We start from the raw sequence: 21,472 nt of genomic DNA, 5'->3' as shown, positions 1-21,472 counted from the left end.
TTTACTTATATTAAATGCCGGTCCTATTTTGCTCATTTATTTTTTAACCATGCTCAACATCAATAAATAACTAAACCATAGTAATAGAAGATATCCTACTGTATAATTAGTTATTATTTTAGGTGGCCCTATGAGTCCGAATGATTTAGATGATTGGATTTTTAAAGAAAGAGAATTGATAAGAGCATTGTTAAAAGAGAAGAAGCCAATTTTTGGTGCTTGTTATGGTGCGCAACAAATAACGAAAGCAATTGGTTATACAGTAAGTAAGTCACCAGTAAAAGAAGTAGGTTGGGATAAAGTATATCTTGAAACTAATACAATACCAGACTTACCAAAAGAATTGATGGCATTGCATTGGCATGAAGAAATGTTCCAAATACCTAAAAATGCAGAATTACTTTTCTCTAGTGAATATTCAACTAATCAAGGGTTTTTGTTAAATAACAATGTTATTGGTTTGCGATTCCATTTCGAACCAGGTCCTTTTGAAGTTAAAGAAATTGTAACTAATGATTTTTCTTATGCGGTTGATTCTGTATTAAACCAAACTCCACAAGAAATTATTGAACGCGAAGTTCCTAAAGAGAATAAAGAAGTTATGTTTAAATTACTTGATCATATAACTGGTAGATAGACTAATTTTAAGTATTTTTCACACAATCACTTCAAAAAATAAAATATTAATAATTAAAAATATGCGACTTTAGGCACACTAACAAATCCCCTCATTACACCAATAGTGAGGGGATTTCTGCATCTATGCTAGATTTCATATTAACTAAATTATAGAAAAACGTAGTTACTTCATCTATTTTTGGACATTATGTTTTACACACATTCTAAGCTCCCGAACCTTCAAATCCAATAATTGCTGATTGTACTTTACCGTTCTTTTGTACAAACGTTACGGGTGTATGATAATTACCATTTTGGCCACCAACTAATTTATAATCATCGCTATTAGGATTTTTATGACCATGAACATCTGCTTGCTCTACAAGATCGCTACCATAAACGGATTTAAGTTGTTTCACAGTTACATTATTCACTTTAATTTGAACAGATGTTGCTGTTTTCTTTCCAGACTTCACTGAGAAGAAGTTTTGATCATACTTACTAAAGTTATTCAACTTACTGCTTGTCCCCGTTTGAGGTACTATTTTAGTTCCATTAAACGTAACATTGCCATACTTAACCGCATTTTTAAACGTTTTATTTAATAAGAATGAACCATCGTTATTTACGTAGCCACTATACGTATAATATGGTGTAGTAGCTGCATGTGCTTGATTATTGTGTGGTTGTTCTACTGAGGCTCCGACTCCGAATACTGTTCCCATGGCTAAAGTTGCACTAACAATTGCTTTGGCAGTTTTATTCATATGAATCTTCCTCTCATTTCTTAGTCAAATCGTCATAACAATCGTTATATTACGATTTGTTTACAATATTACAACAATGTTTCTAAAATTGCAATTTTACATCTATTAAAACATTATTCATCCCGAAATAATTATGATTCATATTTGCTATGTTCACCATATAAAAATGCACCCCATAAAGTTAAATTTTAAGCTCAACCTTAGGGATGCACCTTATCGAATAGTTTTTTAAACACTAATTTCTTAAGTATATTACGATATTCTATTTCTAATAAATTAATGTCGTCTATCCATCATAGTCTATTAATTTTTGCTTTCATTCTAAAATATCTTCGCTTGATTCAAGTTCTACAATGTCATAACGATATTTTTCCAAAAGGGTTTTATATTTATAGAAGAAAATGATGCCGAAACCGATTGATGCTACAAATAAGATGTTTTTCATTTGTTGTCCTCTTAACTTCATAGATTAAATTTATATTCATTAAATAATTATAACATCAAATAACTTTATTATAAATTTAAACAGTTAATTTATTGTTGCTAATACACCCTACTCACCAGGAATAAATACATTTGCTTCACTATCTTTAGGATAATAATAACCATTTGGTATAGTCTGTAACTCAATTAAGGCATTGAACGGTGCCTTAACGTACACACTCTTACTACCTTTCGAATCTTCATAAGTTGAATTATCATGTGTTTCAGATAGTGGTTCAGCGCCTGCACGTATGGCATTGTCTAATACCGCTTCAATTTCATCTACCATGAATGAAATATGGTGATAACCCAAATCTTCAAGTTTAAGTGGATCTTTCTGATGATTACTCTTTACTTCAAACATTTCAATATTCGGACCATTTCCAATCACAATCATTCTTTGGCGCACAATTTTTGCCCCTTTAGTTAAACCTAGCATACGTTCAACTTCTACACCTTCACGTGGTTCATCATCATACGTTAATGCATCATACGCAATTTTAGCGCCAAACGCTTCTTTTAAGAATGTTGTCGCTTCATCAATATCTAACACTGTTAAACCAATATGATTAATCCCTTTAATATGGCTCATATAAACACCTTCCTTTTCGCTTTCAAATATATTTACCCTAAATTTGTGAGAAATAAAAAAGAGTGAATTCAAATTGAACCCACTCTCTTACCTATTAATATGAATTATTAGAATTGAATTACCATACGTCCGGTAATTGTTCCTTGTTCCATTTCTTCAAAGATATCGTTAATTTCTTCTAACTCACGTGTTTGTACTTTTGGAACAACTTTTCCTTCTGCAGCGAATTGGAAGGCTTCTTTCAAGTCTTGACGTGTTCCTACTAATGAACCAACAACCTCAATACCATCTAAAACTAAACGTGGAATTTCTAAGTCCATTTTCTCAACAGGTAAACCTACAGCTACTACACGTGCGCCAGCTTTCACAACATCCACTGCTTGATTGAATGGTGTTTTAGCTACTGCAGTAATAACTGTCGCATCTAAACCTTTATCGTCAGTTAATTTATTTACTTCTTCAACAGCGTCTTGATTTTTAGTATTCACAACCGCATCTGCGCCTAATTCTTTCGCAAAATCTAACTTATCATCACTAATATCGAATGCAACAACTTTAGCGTTAAATACATTTTTAGCGTATTGAAGTGCTAAGTTACCTAAACCACCAATGCCAAATACACCAATCCATTGACCTGGTTTAATGTTACTTACTTTTACAGCTTTGTACGTCGTTACACCAGCACAAGTAATTGAAGAAGCTGCCGCTGGGTCTAAATTCTCAGGTACTTTCACTGCATAATCCGCTGTAACAATAACTTGTTCAGCCATAGCGCCATCAACAGTGTAACCTGCGTTCTTAACATCACGACATAATGTTTCACGTCCTGTTGTACAATATTCACAATGGCCGCAGCTTTCGAACATCCAAGCGATTGAGACACGATCGCCTTCTTTAAGCGAATCGACACCTTCACCTACTTTAATAACACGTCCAATACCTTCATGGCCTAATGTTACGCCAGTTACATCACCGAAGTCTGCATTTTTAACGTGCAAATCAGTATGACATACACCACAATATTCTGTTTGAACTAAAGCTTCACCGGGTTTCAAGGCACGCACTTCTTTATCTTCTACACTTACTTTATGATCATGTGTTACTACTGCTGCTTTCATGGTCAATCACTCCTTGTTCAATTAACATTTAATGATAAATTTGTAAATCTACACTCATTATATGCAATCGCTTATAGAATTGGAATCATTTTCACTTAATTATTTTTAATTTTCAAACATTTTATTTTTTGCAGTTTTATTTTTTATAAAATGATTAATACCACTTATGCTAATACCGTTAGACTACTACGCACTTACCATTAAAAAACGCGATATAGTTATGCTATAATTTTACATATAACAATTAATTAATTGCTTAATTACAACTATTGCATCAAGACTTATGGAGGGATTTTTAGTGAAAACACATGTCCTATATGGAAAGTCTGAAGTAGAAGTCAATGTTCCTGATGATAGTACAGTCATAGAACCTCAAAAGATAGAAGCATTAGATGATTATACTTCAGCAATTCAAAATGTTTTGCGACAACCAACAGGTTCTAAGCCACTGAAAGAATTGGTTAATAAGGATGATATTGTATCAATCGTCATTAGTGATATTACTCGACCAACACCGAATCACATACTCGTACCTTTACTAATTGAGGAATTAAACCATGTGCCACGTGAGAATTTCGTAATTATTAATGGTACAGGTACACACCGTGATCAAACACGTGACGAACTCGTACAAATGTTAGGTGAAGATATTGTCAATAGCGTAAAAATCGTCCACAATCACTGCGACGAAAAAGAAAGTTTAGTGAAAGTTGGACATAGTAAATATGGCTGTGATGTGTATCTAAATAAAGACTACGTTGAATCTGACTTCAAAATCGTAACAGGCTTTATTGAACCCCATTTCTTTGCTGGGTTCTCTGGAGGACCTAAAGGAATTATGCCAGGTATCGCTGGTCTTGAAACAATTAAGACCTTCCACAACGCCAAAATGATTGGTGACCCTCGCTCAACTTGGGGTAATTTAGAAGATAATCCTGTTCAAGATATGGCACGTGAAGTCAATACGATGTGCAAGCCTGACTTCATGTTAAATGTCGCATTAAATAAAGATAAAGCAATTACAGCTGCATTTGGTGGTGATGTCTTCGAGGCACATAAAGAAGGTTGTGCTTACGTTAAAGAACACGCAATGTTCAAATGTGATGACCGTTTCGATGTGGTTATTGCTTCAAATTCCGGCTACCCTCTCGACCAAAACTTATATCAAACCGTTAAAGGTATGAGTGCTGCTAGTAAAGTTGTAAAAGAAGGCGGCAATATCATTATGGTATCTGAGTGTGCAGACGGATTCCCTGATCATGGTAAATTCGCCGAAATATTCAAAATGGCTGACACGCCACAAGGTATTCTAGACTTAATTCATGACCCGAACTTTTCAGAAGTGGACCAATGGCAAGTTCAAAAACAAGCCAGTATTCAAACATTCGCAAATGTATATGTGTATTCAGAGTTAACTGACCAACAACTTAAAGACTCAATGCTAAATCCAACATCAAATATTGAACAAACGATTGCCGATTTAGAAGCGCAATATGGCAGAAAATTAAGTATTGGTGTTATGCCACAAGGTCCATTAACGATTCCTTACGTAGAAGACGAAGCATAATGAAAGGATTGATAAACATGACTGAATTACAAAATAAAGAACTTAAATTAAATCAATTATTAGAAGATATGGGCAGTGTCGTAATTGCTTTTTCAGGTGGTGTAGATAGTAGTTTAGTACTTAAAAAAGCAATGGATGTATTAGGTACTGAAAATGTTAAACCGGTTGTTGTTAAATCTGAACTTTTCAGAAATGAAGAATTCGATCAAGCCATTGCATTAGGTCGCGAATTAGGCATCGACGTTATGGAAACTGAAATGGCTGAATTAGAAGATGCAAATATCGTTAAAAACACACCCGAAAGCTGGTACTATAGTAAACGTTTGATGTATGGCAAATTAACTCAAATTAAAGAAGAGTTAGGTTTCAACTATGTATTAGATGGTATGATCATGGACGATTTAGAAGATTTCCGTCCAGGTTTAAAAGCAAGAGATGAATATGGCGTTCGCAGTGTACTACAAGAAGCCAAACTCTATAAATCAGAAATTAGAGAATTAAGTAAACAACACGATCTGCCTGTATGGAACAAACCTGCTTTATGTAGTTTAGCTTCACGTATTCCTTACGGCGAAGCATTAAGTTTTACTAAAGTGAATAAAGTCAATGAAGCTGAAAAACACATTTTAAGTTTAGGTGTTAATAACGTACGTGTCCGTTACCATCACAATATTGCACGTATCGAAGTATCAGAAGATGATTTGGCAACTGTAATTAGAAACAAAGATAACATTACATTACGCTTAAAAGAACTTGGTTTCGACTATGTTACTGTTGACTTAGAAGGCTACAGAACAGGTAGTATGAATGAAGTCATTGATACCAAAGCGACTAAATTAGTATAAGGACGTATACTCATGAGTAAAGATTCTAACTTTATTGAAGACTTGCTCGAAGGTGTAAAATCAAATCAAATATCCATTGATGAAGCTAAAGCCCAACTCAGTCATTATGACGAATTGGGCTTTGCTAAAATTGATTTACATAGAGCAAAGCGCCAAGGATTTCCTGAAGTGATATTTGGCCAAGGTAAGACAAAAGAACAAATCAGTCAAATCATTACAAGTCTATCGAATCATCACAATGTTATTTTAGTCACACGTATTAATGAAGAAAAAGCATCTTATGTTTTACAACAACACCCAGACTTAGACTATTTTGCTGAAGCAAATATAGTCTGTACGCCACTTGATTCTATTAATCAATCACATCACTGTATCTCAGTCCTTTGCGCCGGTACATCTGATCTGCCTATCGCTGAAGAAGCTGCAGTCACAGCTGAAGTAATGGGTATTCAAGTTAATCGTTATTACGATGTAGGTGTTTCTGGTATCCATCGATTATTTGAACATATTCATGATATTCGCAGTGGTAAAGTATCGATTGTTATTGCTGGTATGGAAGGTGCCCTCGCAAGTGTTGTTGGCGGTTTAGTCGATCATCCTGTATATGCTGTACCTACTAGCATTGGATACGGTGCCAACCTAAATGGTATAACCACTTTATTATCGATGATTAATGCTTGTGCACCAGGTACAAGCGTACTAAATATAGATAATGGTTTTGGTGCAGGGTATAACGCTGCAATGATTATTAAGATGCTAGAAAATCAATAGAACGGAGCTATAATTATGAGTAATGCTTTATATTTAGACTGCCATGCTGGTATTGCTGGTGACATGTTGCTGTCCGCACTAGTTGACTTAGGCGCTGACCCTATATCAATTGAACGCGAATTAAAACAATTACCTATCGATGATTTTGCGCTTCATTTTAATAAGAAAGTTAAACAAGGTATCCATGCTATGACGCTGAAGATTGATTTTCATGAACATCATCATCACCGAAAAGCGTCTGATATCTTCAAATTAATCGATGATAGTCAGTTGCCAGAACGTGTTAAGCAACGTAGTAAAGCAATATTTAATACGATCGCGCATGCTGAAGCAAAAATCCATGGTATGACGATAGAAGACGTTCATTTTCACGAGGTCGGTGCTATGGATTCAATTATAGATATTATCGGAGGCTGTATCGCATTGGAACAACTTGGCATCGATACGCTCTATTGTTCCCCTATTCCAACAGGTAACGGGAAAATTAATATTGCACATGGTATTTATCCAATACCGGCACCTGCTACTGCAGAAATTCTAAAAAACATACCCCTCGCAGCATTTGACGTACAAAGCGAATTGACTACACCAACAGGGGCAGCATTTGCTAAAAGTTTAGTCACTCAATTCGGACCTTTCCCAGCTGCAACAATGCAAGAAATTGGGTACGGGGCAGGTAATAAAGACTTTGATTTTCCAAATGTTTTACGCGTCATTCAATTCCAAGATAACCAACAAGTTTCTCACGACCAAGTACAGGTCATAGAGTGTCAAATTGATGATATGACTCCAGAAATGTTAGGTCATTTTATGGACACGACATTGAAAGCAGGCGCACTAGACGTTTACTTTACACCTATTACAATGAAGAAGAATCGCCCTGCAATTCAATTGACAGTCTTATGCAAAATTAATGATAAACAAACCATTGAAAATTTAGTATTAACACATACATCATCACTAGGCGTTCGTAGTTACACAGTGAATAGACACATTTTAAAAAGAGCTTTCCGTGATGTAGAGACTCCGTATGGTCAAATAAAAGTAAAATTCGCTTTAAAAAATGGAACAATCTTAAAAATGAAACCTGAGTTTGACGATATTAAAGCCATAAGCGAACATAAAATCATACCATTACATCAAGTGTATAATACCTTAATGAACACTATAAATAGTCAATACCATATTGGAGAATCTTTAAAATAATTACGACGTTTGTAGAACCAGAATTGATTTAAACAAACAAATCTAATATCAATACAAAAGGCAATTCCTATTAGAGTGTTATAGGAATTGCCTTTTATAATATGGGAGTGGGACAGAATTCTTTTAAATTCGTCGTCCCACCCCCGCAAGGATGACTAGAACTGAGAAAAGCTTGATTTAAGCGCCTTCTCAGCTCAGTCAGCTACTGCGAATTTGCTAAATAGCACTATTATATTATTTATGCCCCAGACTGAAGTAGTTCTAAAATGGGTAATGGAACGTAGTTGAGCGACGCCTGAGGGAGCAGGATTTTATTGAACTTAAGTGCTAAAGCACTTAAGTAAGAAATTCTAAAGATGAATGACGAATATTTTTGCGCGCGGGGCCCCAGCAAAGAGATTTTCAATATGAAAATCTACAAACAAAGCAAGCTGGGGTTGAGGAGGGAGCGGGACAGAATTCTTTTGAATTCGTCGTCCCACCCCCGCAAGGATGACTAGAACTGAGAAAGCTTGATTTAAGTGCCTTCTCAGTTCAGTCAGCTACTGCGAATTTGCTAAATAGTATTATTATATTATTTATGTCCCAGACTCAAGTAGTTCTAATGATTAAAATCAAAGAACTACTTTAGAGCCTTTCCCACAGGAAAGCGAAACAACTTAAACGAGTGAATATCTATCTAAGAATTTCTTTACAACTTAAGCGAAATGAGACTGACATACTTTATCAATGAATGAAAATAAGCCAGTAAATGAACTTATTAAAATTCACTTACTGGCTATTAAGAATAGCGTCCCACGCTTAGTACTGTTTATACTATTCAAAAGCTTTGAATAATTCGTCATTCGAATTATTCCACATATCCTCATTGTGCGATATTAAAAAGTCTTTCAACACTTTTTTATTTTCTTCGCCAATATGATCAATCATAATTTTATGTTTCATAGACTTATCCATCATATTGACATGTTCAGGCATACTCTTATAACCACGGCGTATAGACTTGTTAACTAATAAATAGCATGCAGTAACACCGGCATAATAAGGTCCAGTTTCACTACGCTCAGTTGTCACCCAGCAAAGCCAATATTCTTTAGCTTCTTCGCCTTCGACTTCCGCTTTGTCAGTTATCCATTTAACACCTTTTTCAACTTGAGCACGCGCATGCATACCGCCTATATCAATAAACGCCTCTTTATTAGCTACATCTATAAATACTGGGGCAATATTATCTAAACTAATTGCACCAATATTCGTTCCTTTATGTCCGTCAAGCGGGTCATTCTTGATAATATTAAATTTAAAACCTTTATTCTCAGACACACGTGACACCTCCGAAAACTTAAATTCATAATTTCTATATTATGTGTTATATATTAAAGTTTCAATGGCTTAATTCAATTCATTAAGTAAATTAATAATTGAACCCTTAATTTGTGGATTATCGATATTAAGAATCATTTCTTTAGGATAGTACAATTTATAATCTTCACGATTAATACCCGTAATACTAGAAATAACAAGTGATTGGCTACTAATTTCTCTAATATTACCATCACGTCTTAATAAATGTATTGGTTGTCTATTAGATCCTGGTCGATCATAATCATAAGGCAAATCAGAGAAAGCTTCACTAACGAAATAATAATTAGGATCAATATGTCCCTCTATAAACAACTCTTGCAGTTCAGTAATAGTAATGATTGAACCATCAAATGGAATGTATTTAAACAAGTCCCTATTGATAAAACGACGTGCTAAATCACTAAGAATGGCATCATCTTCTTGTATCCATCGCTTTAAATAATAAAGCACTACGACTTCATCTAAATCAACATATTGCTCGATTGTAACCTTCTCTTCGAAGAAAGGAACAAAATCTTCAGGATACATTTTAAAATGATAACCCTCGTTGTACAATTGCTTGACACGTTTCAAACAATTATTTAGTAAAACTTCCCCGCCTCTACTAACCGGATGAAAGTATATTTGCCAATACATTTGATAACGGCTCATTATAAAGTTCTCTACAGCATGCATCCCACTTTCTTTAATGAGTACTTCATCTTTTGAAGGTCGCATCAAACGTAGAATACGTTCCATATCAAATGTACCGTAAGAGACACCAGTAAAATAAGCATCCCTTTGCAAATAATCCATTCGATCGGCATCAATTTGAGATGAAATCATAGAAATGACAAGTTTATTTTGATGTGTTTTATTAATAACATCCGCGACCTCTTTAGGAAAAGTATCAGATACACGACTTAAGACTTCATTCACTTCAGTAGGTCCTGTAATAATGGCTTGTGTAAATGCCTCATGATCTGTATTAAATATCTTTTCAAAACTATGTGAAAATGGACCATGCCCTAAATCATGTAATAATGCTGCACATAAAGCTAATGGTCTATCTGCATTATTCCACGCATCACGCCCAACAAATGATTCATCAATCATACGACGTACGATTTCATATACACCTAAAGAGTGACCAAATCGACTATGCTCTGCAGTATGAAAAGAAAGATATAATGTACCTAATTGTTTAATACGACGTAAACGTTGAAACTCTTTCGTTTTAATGAGATCCCAAATAAGTTGATCTTTGACGTGAATATATTTATGGATAGGGTCTTTAAATACCTTCTCTTCAGCTAATTTCTGTTCAACATAAGGTGTTTGCGTCAAATAAATCCTTCCTCTCATTACAGTATAGTGATAGGGATTATATACTTTTCTTCATTAAAGCTAAATCCATTTGCTCTCCATACATTTCTGGTTGATAAGAACGTACGATTTCAAAACCGTTATTTTGATAATATTGAATAGCGCCTTTATTTTTATTATCAACTTCTAAATATACTGCATCATATTTACCATCAAATTGTTCTAATCCTTGCTTAAGTAAGCTAGAACCGTAACCTTTGTGTTGATATTCTGGATGTACATAATGCGCAGATAAATACAGTTCTTTACCATAAATGAAATTAGCAAAGCCTATAATTTCATCATTATCCTCGGCTACTAAAAATAATTGTTCTTCTAAGCGTTTCTTTAAATGTTGCTCATTATAAGAAGCAGCTAATAGTTCATTAATTGTTGATGCTGCATAAATATTTAAATATGTGTTATACCATGCCTTAGTAGCAACATCTCTAATTGCTACGACGTCATTTGATGTGGCTTCTCTGACTTTAAACATACTTGATTCTCCTGACTTTACTATGGAATTAATAATGAAATTATATCACAGTAGTTATACAATCGCTCAATATAGCGTATTTATCGATGTAATTTGTCGTACCTTTCATCAAAATCTATATTAGTGTTTCATTCCATTCTTTAGCTCTTTCGAATGCAAATGTATCTTTCGAAATATCTCCTGGTCGTTCAGCTGTACCGATAATATAACCGTTAAGTTCAGCCCCAATAAAATCTAACGTATATTTCATTTGTGTAATACAAGGCTTTGCTTTCACTTTTGGACAATCTCCACCAACTAAAATAAGACGGAAATCTTTCTTTGCCATTCGTTCTTTGAAGTCTCTATAATTTGGATCAACCATTGTTTCAGACCAATGATCAATAAATGCCTTTAAAGATGCAGATATACTGTACCAGTAAACTGGTGATGCGAAGATCACCGTATCACTTTCTAATACTTGATCAATGATGTGTTTATAATCGTCTGTATAATTAGTAATGTCTTTATTATCATGACGGAAATCTCTTACAGGATTAAATTGGTAATCTGTTAAATCAATCCAATTATAGGCTAATCCTTCTATTGCATACTTAGTAAGTTGTGCTGTGTTCCCCTCTGGACGACTGCCTCCAAATAAAACTGTAATCATGTCTATCCCTCTCTCTTAATTTATATTTAAAATATGCCATTATTTTTAATTTGTTCGCTACATCAATACTTCATATTAATTTAATATTTCGCATATTTGCCTAGTACCCTTATTTCATATGATATATGTACATTTTCCTAAAATAAAAAAGAATCATTACTATTTATTCAAGTTTCTAAAAAAACTCTTACACAAATATAAACGGTGTAAGAGCTTAAATTACTTTAATTTATTTTATATCCGCGTTTGTTATTCAATCGGAAATAGTTCGTCGATTTTTTTCAATTCATCATCTGTTAGTTGAATATTAGCCGCTTCAATATTTTCTACAACTTGTTCAGCACGTTTTGCACCAGGAATTACTACATCTAGCGCTGGACGAGTTAAATAAAATGCTAGAACCACATTGGCGATAGATGTGTTGTGGGCTTCTGCAATACTTTGCAATTGTTTCACTCGACGCACATTATCATTAAATACCTCTGGTTGGAAGTCACGACGAGGCGCACGATGATCATCAAACGTTTGGTTTTCCTCATACTTACCAGCTAAGATACCTGACGCTAGTGGGAAATAAGGAATAAATGTAATATCATTTTCAGCCGCGTATGCCATTACATCTTCATTTTCACGATGTAATAAGTTGTATTCTAATTGCACTACATCTACATAGCCATCTTTATTTGTCTCTTTAAGTTGTTCTAATGAGAAGTTAGAGACCCCAATTGCTTTAATCTTACCTTCATCTTTAAGTTCTTTTAACGCTGCAACTGCTTTATCTTTCGGCGTATTTTCATCAGGAAAATGAATATAGTATAAATCAATATAATCTACTTGAAGACGTTTCAGGCTATTCTCAACCTGTTGTTTTAAATAATCTGGGTCATTGTTTTGAATGACGTCATCATTATCTTTAATAACATGAGAACCTTTCGTCGCAATTTGCACTTGTTCACGTGGGTATTCTTGAACCACTTGGCCAACTAATTCTTCCGAACGTTCAGGACCATAAATATATGCCGTATCGAGCAATGTAATACCATTATCAATTGCTTTGCGCACAACATCTTTCCCTTGTTCTTCATCTAAATTTGGATATAAATTGTGGCCACCTACTGCATTGGTACCTAATGCGATTGGAAATACACGAACATCTGATTTACCTAATTGTACTAAATCTGCCATTCATACTCGCTCCTTTATTCAAATATTACTACTTGTAGTTTACCCCATTCTGATTAAGTCATTCATATTGACATTTTATATAAGATATACTTTAATGTAACTAATCAAGTTACATTAAAGGCGGTATACGATGAATTTAGAATTTAACATTGCAGTACACGTGCTTAGCTTTCTCACTAAGCACTCAGAGGAACATTTCAATAGTCAGGAATTAGCAACACTTACTTGTCTTAATCCAGTGCAACTAAGACGCGTTGCTACAATACTAAATAACCAACAATTTATTGATACACGTCGCGGTAAAAGCGGTGGTTATCGTGCGAATGAGATTACACCCACGATTACGTTAGATACGCTGTATCAACTTTTTGTGTTAGATAAATCACCTGCGCAACGTATTTTCACTGGTAGTGAAGAGAGTCATTGTACGATTTCTAAGCATATTGCAACCACTATGACTAAATATAAAGCGCAAGAAACTGCCCTAGTGCGCAACTTTTATCGTAACTTGACAATTAACGACGTCATCAAAGATACACTTCAGGAGGACACAATATATGACACATTATAATTTATTAGTTATTGGCTTCGGTAAAGCAGGTAAAACACTTGCCAAATATGCAGCAGCACAAGGTCAACACGTTGCTTTAGTAGAACAATCGTCAGATAATTTTGGCGGTACATGCATAAATCACGGCTGTATCCCCTCTAAAGTGCTCGTGCATGATGGTATGGACGGTACAGATTTTGGTTCTGCCTTTTCAAGAAAAAAAGACGTAGTTCGTGCATTAAATAAGAAAAATTATGATAACTTAGCAAATGATGCAAATATTGATGTATTCACTTACAAAGCTCAATTTAAATCCAATACAGAAGTTAATCTTGTAAGCGAAGATGGTTCTGTTGCTCAGACATTAACAGCAGATAAGATTGTTATTAATACTGGTGCGAAATCAAATATTCCTGCTATCAAAGGGATAGAGACCGCACAACATTTATATGATTCACGTGGATTATTAAATATTTCATATCAACCTAAGCATTTAGTAATTATTGGCGGTGGCTATATCGCTTTAGAATTTGCTTCGATGTTTGCAAATTTCGGTACTAAAGTTACTGTTTTAGAATATGGTTCACAAATCATGCCACGAGAAGATCAAGACGTGGTTACTCATGCAATTAAAGATTTAGAAGATAAAGGCATTTCGTTTATTACAAATGTAGAAACACAAGCATTTAAAAATGAGGGCAATCAAACAACAGTTGTAACTACTCAAGGTAATTTCTCAGCTGATGCCGTACTGTTAGCGACTGGACGTGTACCTAACACTGACTCAGCACTTGAACACACTGATATTGAACTTGGCGAACGTGGTGAAATTAAAGTGAACGCGCATTTACAGACATCAGTTGCCCACATTTATGCAGCAGGAGATGTCAAAGGTGGACTACAATTTACGTATATCTCGCTAGATGATTATCGAATACTGCAGTCTGAATTATTTGGAGATCGCTCGCGAACAACGGGTAACCGTGGTACAATCCCTTACTCTGTCTTTATTGACCCACCATTATCTCGAGTTGGTTTAACGGCTAAAGAAGCACAGTCTCAAGGCTATAATTATATAGAGAATACATTACTTGTCTCTCAAATTCCAAGACATAAGATTAATAATGATGCGCGTGGAATTTTCAAAGTAGTTATAAACAAAGATAACGATATGATTTTAGGTGCTACCCTTTACGGTAAAGAATCTGAAGAAATTATCAACTTAATTAAATTAGCTATCGATCAGCATATTCCTTATCAAACATTGAGAGATACGATTTATACGCACCCAACTATCGTCGAATCATTTAACGATTTATTTAATATTTAAAATATTTTTTATGTGCCAAAACGTTGTCATATTAGTGCATGGAGAGATATAATTTCAACTTATCAATATTTTTAAAAATAAAAAGCTTTACTTATTAACGAATAACAGTTATAGTTAATCTAACGTAATAAAAGCTCGTGAATTTAAATGTAGTGTGTTTGTCTAGAATACTCTCTTTTTTATAAATGAATTTGTTACAAATATTCGTGCAAAAGCACATGGAGGTATTCTATATGAATAACGGTACAGTAAAATGGTTTAACGCAGAAAAAGGTTTTGGTTTCATCGAAAGAGAAGATGGTAACGACGTATTCGTACACTTCAGCGGTATCGCTGGTGAAGGTTACAAAACTTTAGAAGAAGGTCAAAAAGTTGACTTCGATATTACTGAAGGTCAACGTGGCGAACAAGCAACTAACGTTGTTGTAATGTCATAGGATTAAACCTAATTAAGCACTTAGAAGACGATAATCTTCTAAGTGCTTTTTTTTAACATTAAAAAAGCTACGACAATATTCAGATTAGAATACATTCATAGCTCAATTTATACTAACATTTAATTATTTATTCGCTTTACGTTTAGCTAATTTTTCTTTTAGCTTGCGGTCTTGTTCTTCTTTACGACGTTTACGTTCTTCATTACGTTTTCTTAGACGCTCTTCTTCTTCCGGATCTCTTGGTTTTTTAAGCTGGGCTGTGACTTTTTCTAATAGTTCGTCTTCAGTAAGCGCAGCAAGTGGACGATTATTGACAAAAGCAAACGTTTTTCGACGTCCAGGACCACAATAAGATTGGCAACCAATTTCAATTTCCGCTTCTGGATCTAACTTCTCTAGTTTTCTCTTCAACGTTTTAATATTAACCGCCTGACATTCATCACAAATCAAGAATTTATTTTTCACCTTGCCACCTACCTTTCTATATTGTCATTGCTATATAAATTTTTTAAAAAGTTTTACATACGCATCGATGAATTTAACTCTAATTATTTTACTCCTTTTACTAAAAAATTCAAGCAAATCATTAAAAGTCATGCGCACTTTCATTAAAAAAGAGCAAGACTTTGATTCAACATTTGAATTTAGTCCCACTCGTTTACGTGCGAATATGATTATTGTCCATGATAAATTCTAAATTTCAACGGTTTAATACCGTGAGATGCCCATTCATCATAAATACGATTTTTATCGATACGATTATCGATAATTGCGATACCGCAGTCACCACCACCAGCTCCTGATGTCTTAGCAGCAGCGCCATAACGTTCTCCAATATCACATAATAATTTTAAATTTTCAGTTTCGATATCAACCGTCGCCTCATTATCCATTTGTTGAATAATCATGCGATTTTGTCGTATCATCTTTTGAACACCTTTAATGTTATTTGTTTTAAAGGCATAAATTAAGTTTTCAACACACGCATGCGATTGATCAAGGAATCTTCCGTAGAAAGAAGGGTCTGATTTCAAGCGTTTGACTTCACTAACTAAATGTGGTGATGATGCAGGTGAACCTGTCCACCCGATTAACACTTCCATATTTTCTGGTGCCTGTAGTGGTTCAATATGAAGTCCCGGCCAATTCTTTTCTAGTACTTCATTAACTGAAGTTTCTTCCATCTGTTGTTTAACCCAATCATGGTCAAAAGTACTATAAGCTAGCCATCCACTATACACGCTGACAGCTATATCACCACATGAGCTTAAACTTTGTAGTCGCATGTTAGAAATGACCGCCAATTTATAAATGTACAAATTAGACAATTGCATATCGTAAAACTCATTTAAAGCCTTAACAACAGATACTAAGACAGCTGCACTCGAGCCAAGCCCATACTTATTACCTGAAGCATCATCTAAGTTACTGTCAATTTCTAAATGAAAGTGCTTTAATTCAATATTGCAACTTCTTGCATATTGTTCAAAAACTTCAATCGCAGTTACAACATATTTTAGTTGACTCGCAGCATTGGCATCAGAGATATCTATTTTATCTTCATTGCGATTAAACGTTACAGGCTCATAATGTAGTATCTTTGAGTGAATCGTACCTGTTACCTCATTTGAAGCTTCAATCGTAGCAGTCACAAATCGATCGACCGCAATTAAGACAGACTTATATCCCGGCTCAGTCACTGCATATTCGCCTGCTACATAAAGCTTTCCTGGTGCTTTCACCTGAATCATTATATCTCTTCCTTACTTAATTATTTCGACTCCTGATTGTGTAATATCACTTGTGATGATTTTTGATTGATCAAATGCTTGTAAAAATTTATCTACGATGGCTTGTTGATTTTTCTTCTCGATCAATACTTTGACATTTGGTCCCGCGTCCATTGTAAAGTAACATGGTAAACCCGCTTCCCTACATTCCTGAACGATGCGCATTGCATCGTAACTTTCTTGTACTAAATATGTAAATGGCGGTTGTGCACCTAAATTTGTAGCGTGCATACGTAAACCATTGGCTTCTATCACTTCACCCATACGCTTGAAATCTTTTTGACTAATTGCCGCTTTCGTCTCTTTCAAATCTGGTTCAACATGATCTAACCAATATTGATAAAAGCGAGACGTATCACGTGTCAATGACATGCCCGAGCGACTAGATACTTTTTTAGATTTATTATTAATGACTACAAAAATCATAGCCAATTCGTTTTCCCAACTGTCGGATTCAACACGGTGTGCATAAGACGTTTCATCATCATGCCCTTTTTCCCATTCAGCAAATCCGCCATAAATACTTCGCGATGCTGAACCAGAACCACGACGCGCTAAACGTGAAAGGTCTTTATCAGACAAACCTAATTGTAGAGCTTCATTACACGCACCAGCTAATGCAGCATACGCACTCGCTGAAGACGCTAATCCTGCAGCTGTCGGAACAAAATTCTCACTTTCAATAAGTGCATGTTCTGAAATACCTGCTTCTTTACGAACCATGTCCATATAACGTTGAATCTTAGCGCTTTCTTTAGCGTTTACAGTTTCCCCGTTTAGGATTAACTGATCTTCAGTCAATGTGTCGTCAAATGTAACACGCGTTTCAGTGTAGAAACGGTCTAGTGTAACTGACAAACTATTATTCATTGGAATAATTAATGCTTCATCTGCTTTACCCCAATATTTAATCAGTGCAATATTCGTATGTGCGCGTGCTTTACCACTCTTTTTCAATGGTTTATCCTCCTAACTTCTCAATCCATGTATGTTGTGCGCCAGCTTTTTCAACGGCAGCGACAATACGCTTAGCTGTTTGCAATTCTTTAGCTAAGATAAGCATACTACCACCTCGACCGCCACCTGTTAACTTGCCAGCGACCGATCCATTTTCTTCTCCTAAACGAAGAAACATTTCAATTTTATCGTGACTTACTGTCAATGTTCTTAAGTCATCTTGACATTGATTAAAGATTGTTGCTAATTGATCAAAACTATGATGCTCAATGGCTTCACTTGCTGAATACACTAAAGATCCAATATGTTCAACAATTTGCATGTAATTTTTGTCGTTATCACATAATTGATGGACATCTTCAACTGCTTGTTTAGTTGAACCTTTGACACCTGTATCGATAACAACCATATAGCCATCTAAATCTAATGTCTTTAATATTTCAACTTCACCTTTTTGATACCAAACAGGTTGATTTGTCACAATCGTCTTTGTGTCTATACCGCTTGGTTTACCATGTGCAATACGTTCTGCCCAGTCTGCATTTTCTAATAATTCTTTATCCGTTAATGGTAAACCTAAATAATCATAGCTTGCTCTTATGAAAGCTACAGCAACTGCTGCACTTGAACCTAACCCTCTAGATGGGGGTAAATTAGCTTGAATTTTAATTAATAACGGCTCTTCTACCTTTTTGTTTTCAACGAAATGCCCTATTAACGATTTCAAATGTTCTGGCGCATCATAAAGTGGTCCATCATAGACATCACTTTGAATTGCTGAGTAATTCCCTTTTTCTAAACTTTCAATTAAGACTTTTACTTTTCCTGAAGTGAACGGAATCGCAATTGCAGGTTCACCGAATGTGACTGCATGCTCCCCGATTAATATTATTTTGCCGTTAGACTCCCCATAGCCACGTTGTACCATGATATCTCACCTTTAATATTCTTTCTGAAAAATTATTTTCGAGATCAGTGGACATACGTATCATGCATATATCCTTAATCTGCCAACTCTATGTATGCTTAAGTAACTTGGTGTTTGATTTATCGATTTTTATCGATGTATATATACGTCAATTTATCTTTAATGACATTTGTCTTCGTCTAAATTCATTTTTGCGTTTGTTGCAAACTGATTAAAAATAGACTCAAATTATTTACTTTAAAACTTAAAAATAATTATACCCTAAAATTTAAAATCTCTAACATACTGCTATGTCAATGGTTTACGATTGATCGATCCATTCCGCGGTTTGAACCCACTCTCTGCGCATGATGATGACACGCAATATACATTGTTTTTATATTAATCCACCTAAACTATATTACTATAAAAAGTAATAGGAATATAGCAATTTATAATAAATTTGATATATAATTCCACTAAACTTTACATTTATTCAAATGAAAAGGAGACTTTCTAAACTATATAAAAGTAATAGAAAGTCTCCTTTAACTGTATCAAATTTTTTATTTTAAAAGTTGTTTCACGCTTAATTTCCTTCTATTGAACGATTCATCTTCTCATTGCGATCTATCATTCTGTCGAAATAACCTTCATAACGTGACCATTCATCTTCTGTGATGGGATCCATATTCAGATTACCACCTAAATCTTTAATCGCATGCAATAGTTGAAACATTACATCTTGCACTTTAATGTCTCGTCCAAGGAGTGTTTCAAGTGATGCCATACATTCAGGTTGAATATCTGGATATTTAAATTTAGTTACTTCACCTTTTAGCGCATGTTCATAAAAGACACGCATCATTTCTGCACGTTCTGAACCTGAACCTTCAACGCAGAGGTATATTTGAACTGCAATACCACCTCGAACACGTCGTTGTGAAATGCCGGCAAACTTTTTACCGTCTATGCTTAAGTCGAATTTACCTGGGCAGTATGAATGCTCAATTTCACGTGTATCAATCTCTACATTTTCATTTTCGAACATTTTACAAATCAATAAGTACATCACTGTAAATGCTTCATCAATGGTCGTTTCAGTTTGACCTTTGAAAATAAGAGAAATATTTAACACACCCTGATCTAACACGACGCCAAGGCCACCTGAGTTTCTCACAATGGCATTATAACCAATGTCATCCGTTAAATATCGAATACCATCTTTAAGAAATGGCAAACGAGAATCATGGATACCAAGAATAACTGTATGTTGGTGGATCCACGTTCTAACCACGTTGCATGATAAATCTTTACCTACACTTTCTGAAAACGTATCGTCAAAAGCAAATGATTGCATTGGCGCTAAACCAGATGAATGATCTACATAGCGCCAATCAATATCATTAAAGTACTTGCTTGCTAAATCCATTATTGTAATGTTTGAGCAGCTGTAATGATTGATAATTTATAAACGTCTTCAGTTGAGCAACCGCGTGATAAGTCGTTAACAGGTGAGTTTAAACCTTGTAATACAGGACCAACTGCGTCAAATCCACCTAAACGTTGCGCAATTTTGTATCCAATGTTACCAGCTTCTAAGCTTGGGAATACAAAGACATTTGCATTACCTTGGATTTTAGCACCTGGTGCTTTTTTCTCTGCTACTGAAGGTACAATGGCAGCATCAAATTGGAATTCACCATCAATGACAACATCTGTTAAGCCTTCAGATTCTACTTTTTCTTGAGCTAATTTAACTGCATTTGCAACTTTATCAACATCGTCAGATTTAGCTGAACCTTTAGTTGAGAAACTTAACATCGCAACGCGTGGGTCCATGCCGAAGCTTTCAGCTGATTTCGCACTTTCAACAGCGATTTCTGCTAAATCAGATGATTCTAATGTTGGATTGATTGCACAGTCACCAAATACATATTGTTGGTCATCTTTAATCATAAAGAAGATACCAGAAGTTTTAGATACGCCTGGTTTTGTTTTAATGATTTGTAATGCAGGGCGAACAGTATCTCCAGTTGAATGCGCAGCTCCACTTACTAATCCGTCAGCATGACCAGCATAAACTAACATTGTACCGAAATAGTTAACATTATTTAATAATTCTTCAGCTTGTTCTTCAGTCGCTTTACCTTTACGGCGTTCAACGAATGATTTAACTAATTCTGGTTTTAGTTCACTTGTAGATGGATTGATGATTTCGATATCTGAAACATCTAATCCTTTGTCTTTAGCTAATAAATTAATTTTGTCATAGTCACCTAAAACGACAGGTGTTACATAGTCAGTTGCTTGTAATTGTGTAGCAGCTGTTAACACACGCTCATCTTCACCCTCAGGTAATACGATTTTGACATTTTTTCCTGAAAGTTTCTCTTGTAATACATCTAATAAACTAGACATAATGCCCTCCTAAATAATTTCATAATAATATTTTGCAACCTAATTATACTGTATTTGTATTGATATTTCCA

Annotated in this window: 23 protein-coding genes; 8 read left to right on the top strand and 15 right to left on the bottom strand. The window is 34.9% G+C overall.

Annotation, left to right across the window (positions count from 1 at the left end; translation table 11 throughout):
• The first annotated feature begins 112 nt into the window (after positions 1-112).
• The gene (locus JVV30_RS08895) at positions 113-637 is read left to right on the top strand and encodes a type 1 glutamine amidotransferase (RefSeq protein WP_343283860.1); all 525 of its coding nucleotides are present in this window, start codon (positions 113-115) and stop codon (positions 635-637) included.
• Positions 638-842: 205 nt separating this feature from the next.
• On the opposite strand, the gene isaB is transcribed toward JVV30_RS08895, so the two are convergent.
• The 4 genes from isaB to adhP form a co-directional block, all read right to left on the bottom strand.
• Positions 843-1,385 (bottom strand): immunodominant staphylococcal antigen IsaB family protein, encoded by a 543-nt coding sequence (isaB, locus tag JVV30_RS08890; RefSeq protein ID WP_053030765.1) that lies wholly within the window; start codon positions 1,383-1,385, stop codon positions 843-845.
• Between the two features lie 316 nt (positions 1,386-1,701).
• Positions 1,702-1,830: a hypothetical protein gene (locus tag JVV30_RS13435; RefSeq protein ID WP_256323726.1), complete on the bottom strand. Its 129-nt coding sequence runs from the start codon at positions 1,828-1,830 to the stop codon at positions 1,702-1,704.
• Positions 1,831-1,938: 108 nt separating this feature from the next.
• Entirely contained in the window at positions 1,939-2,460 is a 522-nt protein-coding gene (locus JVV30_RS08885; RefSeq protein WP_204194012.1) for a VOC family protein, read from the bottom strand.
• A gap of 107 nt (positions 2,461-2,567) precedes the next feature.
• Positions 2,568-3,578 (bottom strand): alcohol dehydrogenase AdhP, encoded by a 1,011-nt coding sequence (adhP, locus tag JVV30_RS08880; RefSeq protein WP_053030769.1) that lies wholly within the window; start codon positions 3,576-3,578, stop codon positions 2,568-2,570.
• A 298-nt stretch (positions 3,579-3,876) separates the two neighbouring features.
• Here adhP and larA point away from each other — a divergent pair, with 298 nt between their 5' ends.
• The 4 genes from larA to larC are packed head-to-tail and all read left to right on the top strand — an operon-like array spanning position 3,877 to position 7,967.
• A complete protein-coding gene (gene larA / locus JVV30_RS08875) occupies positions 3,877-5,145 on the top strand; it encodes a nickel-dependent lactate racemase (RefSeq protein ID WP_070854535.1) in 1,269 nt (422 codons plus the stop codon).
• Positions 5,146-5,162: 17 nt separating this feature from the next.
• A complete protein-coding gene (gene larE, locus JVV30_RS08870; RefSeq protein WP_070854541.1) occupies positions 5,163-5,990 on the top strand; it encodes an ATP-dependent sacrificial sulfur transferase LarE in 828 nt (275 codons plus the stop codon).
• Between the two features lie 12 nt (positions 5,991-6,002).
• On the top strand, positions 6,003-6,761 hold the full coding sequence (larB, locus tag JVV30_RS08865; RefSeq protein ID WP_070854536.1) for a nickel pincer cofactor biosynthesis protein LarB: 759 nt from the start codon (positions 6,003-6,005) through the stop codon (positions 6,759-6,761).
• Positions 6,762-6,776: 15 nt separating this feature from the next.
• Entirely contained in the window at positions 6,777-7,967 is a 1,191-nt protein-coding gene (gene larC / locus JVV30_RS08860; RefSeq protein WP_070854537.1) for a nickel pincer cofactor biosynthesis protein LarC, read from the top strand.
• 816 nt (positions 7,968-8,783) lie between these two features.
• Here larC and JVV30_RS08855 read toward each other — a convergent pair.
• The 5 genes from JVV30_RS08855 to JVV30_RS08835 form a co-directional block, all read right to left on the bottom strand.
• Positions 8,784-9,290, bottom strand: a complete 507-nt coding sequence (locus JVV30_RS08855; protein WP_053030775.1) for a YwhD family protein — start codon at positions 9,288-9,290, stop codon at positions 8,784-8,786.
• A 69-nt stretch (positions 9,291-9,359) separates the two neighbouring features.
• Entirely contained in the window at positions 9,360-10,676 is a 1,317-nt protein-coding gene (locus JVV30_RS08850; protein WP_176747931.1) for an HD domain-containing protein, read from the bottom strand.
• Positions 10,677-10,695: 19 nt separating this feature from the next.
• Positions 10,696-11,172: a GNAT family N-acetyltransferase gene (locus JVV30_RS08845; RefSeq protein WP_053030779.1), complete on the bottom strand. Its 477-nt coding sequence runs from the start codon at positions 11,170-11,172 to the stop codon at positions 10,696-10,698.
• Positions 11,173-11,287: 115 nt separating this feature from the next.
• Entirely contained in the window at positions 11,288-11,824 is a 537-nt protein-coding gene (locus JVV30_RS08840; RefSeq protein ID WP_053030781.1) for a flavodoxin family protein, read from the bottom strand.
• A 249-nt stretch (positions 11,825-12,073) separates the two neighbouring features.
• Positions 12,074-13,009, bottom strand: a complete 936-nt coding sequence (locus JVV30_RS08835) for an aldo/keto reductase (RefSeq protein ID WP_204194010.1) — start codon at positions 13,007-13,009, stop codon at positions 12,074-12,076.
• Between the two features lie 130 nt (positions 13,010-13,139).
• Here JVV30_RS08835 and hypR point away from each other — a divergent pair, with 130 nt between their 5' ends.
• The 3 genes from hypR (at position 13,140) to JVV30_RS08820 (ending at position 15,326) form a co-directional block, all read left to right on the top strand.
• The gene (hypR, locus tag JVV30_RS08830) at positions 13,140-13,580 is read left to right on the top strand and encodes a redox-sensitive transcriptional regulator HypR (RefSeq protein ID WP_070854262.1); all 441 of its coding nucleotides are present in this window, start codon (positions 13,140-13,142) and stop codon (positions 13,578-13,580) included.
• Positions 13,567-14,889 carry a hypothiocyanous acid reductase MerA gene (gene merA, locus JVV30_RS08825; protein ID WP_204194008.1) on the top strand — a complete coding sequence of 441 codons (1,323 nt, stop codon included), beginning with the start codon at positions 13,567-13,569 and terminating at the stop codon, positions 14,887-14,889. The genes hypR and merA overlap by 14 nt, the downstream gene beginning before the upstream one ends.
• A 233-nt stretch (positions 14,890-15,122) precedes the next feature.
• The gene (locus JVV30_RS08820; RefSeq protein WP_053031400.1) at positions 15,123-15,326 is read left to right on the top strand and encodes a cold-shock protein; all 204 of its coding nucleotides are present in this window, start codon (positions 15,123-15,125) and stop codon (positions 15,324-15,326) included.
• Between the two features lie 123 nt (positions 15,327-15,449).
• Here the strand turns inward: JVV30_RS08820 and JVV30_RS08815 are convergent, their stop codons facing one another.
• From JVV30_RS08815 to pta, 6 genes are all read right to left on the bottom strand, one after another.
• Positions 15,450-15,791 carry a YuzB family protein gene (locus JVV30_RS08815; RefSeq protein WP_070854315.1) on the bottom strand — a complete coding sequence of 114 codons (342 nt, stop codon included), beginning with the start codon at positions 15,789-15,791 and terminating at the stop codon, positions 15,450-15,452.
• Positions 15,792-16,000: 209 nt separating this feature from the next.
• Positions 16,001-17,077: a phosphomevalonate kinase gene (locus tag JVV30_RS08810; protein ID WP_204194005.1), complete on the bottom strand. Its 1,077-nt coding sequence runs from the start codon at positions 17,075-17,077 to the stop codon at positions 16,001-16,003.
• A gap of 12 nt (positions 17,078-17,089) precedes the next feature.
• The gene (mvaD, locus tag JVV30_RS08805; RefSeq protein WP_053031394.1) at positions 17,090-18,073 is read right to left on the bottom strand and encodes a diphosphomevalonate decarboxylase; all 984 of its coding nucleotides are present in this window, start codon (positions 18,071-18,073) and stop codon (positions 17,090-17,092) included.
• A 4-nt stretch (positions 18,074-18,077) separates the two neighbouring features.
• Complete coding sequence (mvk, locus tag JVV30_RS08800; RefSeq protein WP_053031392.1) at positions 18,078-19,001, bottom strand: mevalonate kinase; 924 nt, start codon at positions 18,999-19,001, stop codon at positions 18,078-18,080.
• A gap of 568 nt (positions 19,002-19,569) precedes the next feature.
• Positions 19,570-20,412: a lipoate--protein ligase family protein gene (locus JVV30_RS08795; protein ID WP_053031390.1), complete on the bottom strand. Its 843-nt coding sequence runs from the start codon at positions 20,410-20,412 to the stop codon at positions 19,570-19,572.
• Positions 20,412-21,401: a phosphate acetyltransferase gene (pta, locus tag JVV30_RS08790; RefSeq protein ID WP_204194003.1), complete on the bottom strand. Its 990-nt coding sequence runs from the start codon at positions 21,399-21,401 to the stop codon at positions 20,412-20,414. Before pta ends, JVV30_RS08795 begins: the two co-directional genes overlap by 1 nt.
• Between the last annotated feature and the right edge of the window lie 71 nt (positions 21,402-21,472).

Origin of the sequence: Staphylococcus sp. GDY8P47P (assembly GCF_016892225.1) — a bacterium.
Lineage (GTDB): Bacteria > Bacillota > Bacilli > Staphylococcales > Staphylococcaceae > Staphylococcus > Staphylococcus borealis.
This window is presented reverse-complemented; position numbering and strand designations above follow the sequence as displayed.

What these genes read in the sequence shown, in the direction of transcription:
- pta (WP_204194003.1), bottom strand. Translation starts at nt 21,401, where the DNA reads ATGTCTAGTTTATTAGATGTATTACAAGAGAAACTTTCAGGAAAAAAT.
- larC (WP_070854537.1), top strand. Translation starts at nt 6,777, where the DNA reads ATGAGTAATGCTTTATATTTAGACTGCCATGCTGGTATTGCTGGTGAC.
- adhP (WP_053030769.1), bottom strand. Translation starts at nt 3,578, where the DNA reads ATGAAAGCAGCAGTAGTAACACATGATCATAAAGTAAGTGTAGAAGAT.
- JVV30_RS08810 (WP_204194005.1), bottom strand. Translation starts at nt 17,077, where the DNA reads ATGATTCAGGTGAAAGCACCAGGAAAGCTTTATGTAGCAGGCGAATAT.
- JVV30_RS08835 (WP_204194010.1), bottom strand. Translation starts at nt 13,009, where the DNA reads ATGGCAGATTTAGTACAATTAGGTAAATCAGATGTTCGTGTATTTCCA.
- JVV30_RS08795 (WP_053031390.1), bottom strand. Translation starts at nt 20,412, where the DNA reads ATGGATTTAGCAAGCAAGTACTTTAATGATATTGATTGGCGCTATGTA.
- mvk (WP_053031392.1), bottom strand. Translation starts at nt 19,001, where the DNA reads ATGGTACAACGTGGCTATGGGGAGTCTAACGGCAAAATAATATTAATC.
- larE (WP_070854541.1), top strand. Translation starts at nt 5,163, where the DNA reads ATGACTGAATTACAAAATAAAGAACTTAAATTAAATCAATTATTAGAA.
- JVV30_RS13435 (WP_256323726.1), bottom strand. Translation starts at nt 1,830, where the DNA reads ATGAAAAACATCTTATTTGTAGCATCAATCGGTTTCGGCATCATTTTC.
- JVV30_RS08845 (WP_053030779.1), bottom strand. Translation starts at nt 11,172, where the DNA reads ATGTTTAAAGTCAGAGAAGCCACATCAAATGACGTCGTAGCAATTAGA.
- JVV30_RS08885 (WP_204194012.1), bottom strand. Translation starts at nt 2,460, where the DNA reads ATGAGCCATATTAAAGGGATTAATCATATTGGTTTAACAGTGTTAGAT.
- isaB (WP_053030765.1), bottom strand. Translation starts at nt 1,385, where the DNA reads ATGAATAAAACTGCCAAAGCAATTGTTAGTGCAACTTTAGCCATGGGA.
- JVV30_RS08850 (WP_176747931.1), bottom strand. Translation starts at nt 10,676, where the DNA reads ATGAGAGGAAGGATTTATTTGACGCAAACACCTTATGTTGAACAGAAA.
- hypR (WP_070854262.1), top strand. Translation starts at nt 13,140, where the DNA reads ATGAATTTAGAATTTAACATTGCAGTACACGTGCTTAGCTTTCTCACT.
- larB (WP_070854536.1), top strand. Translation starts at nt 6,003, where the DNA reads ATGAGTAAAGATTCTAACTTTATTGAAGACTTGCTCGAAGGTGTAAAA.
- JVV30_RS08840 (WP_053030781.1), bottom strand. Translation starts at nt 11,824, where the DNA reads ATGATTACAGTTTTATTTGGAGGCAGTCGTCCAGAGGGGAACACAGCA.
- JVV30_RS08820 (WP_053031400.1), top strand. Translation starts at nt 15,123, where the DNA reads ATGAATAACGGTACAGTAAAATGGTTTAACGCAGAAAAAGGTTTTGGT.
- merA (WP_204194008.1), top strand. Translation starts at nt 13,567, where the DNA reads ATGACACATTATAATTTATTAGTTATTGGCTTCGGTAAAGCAGGTAAA.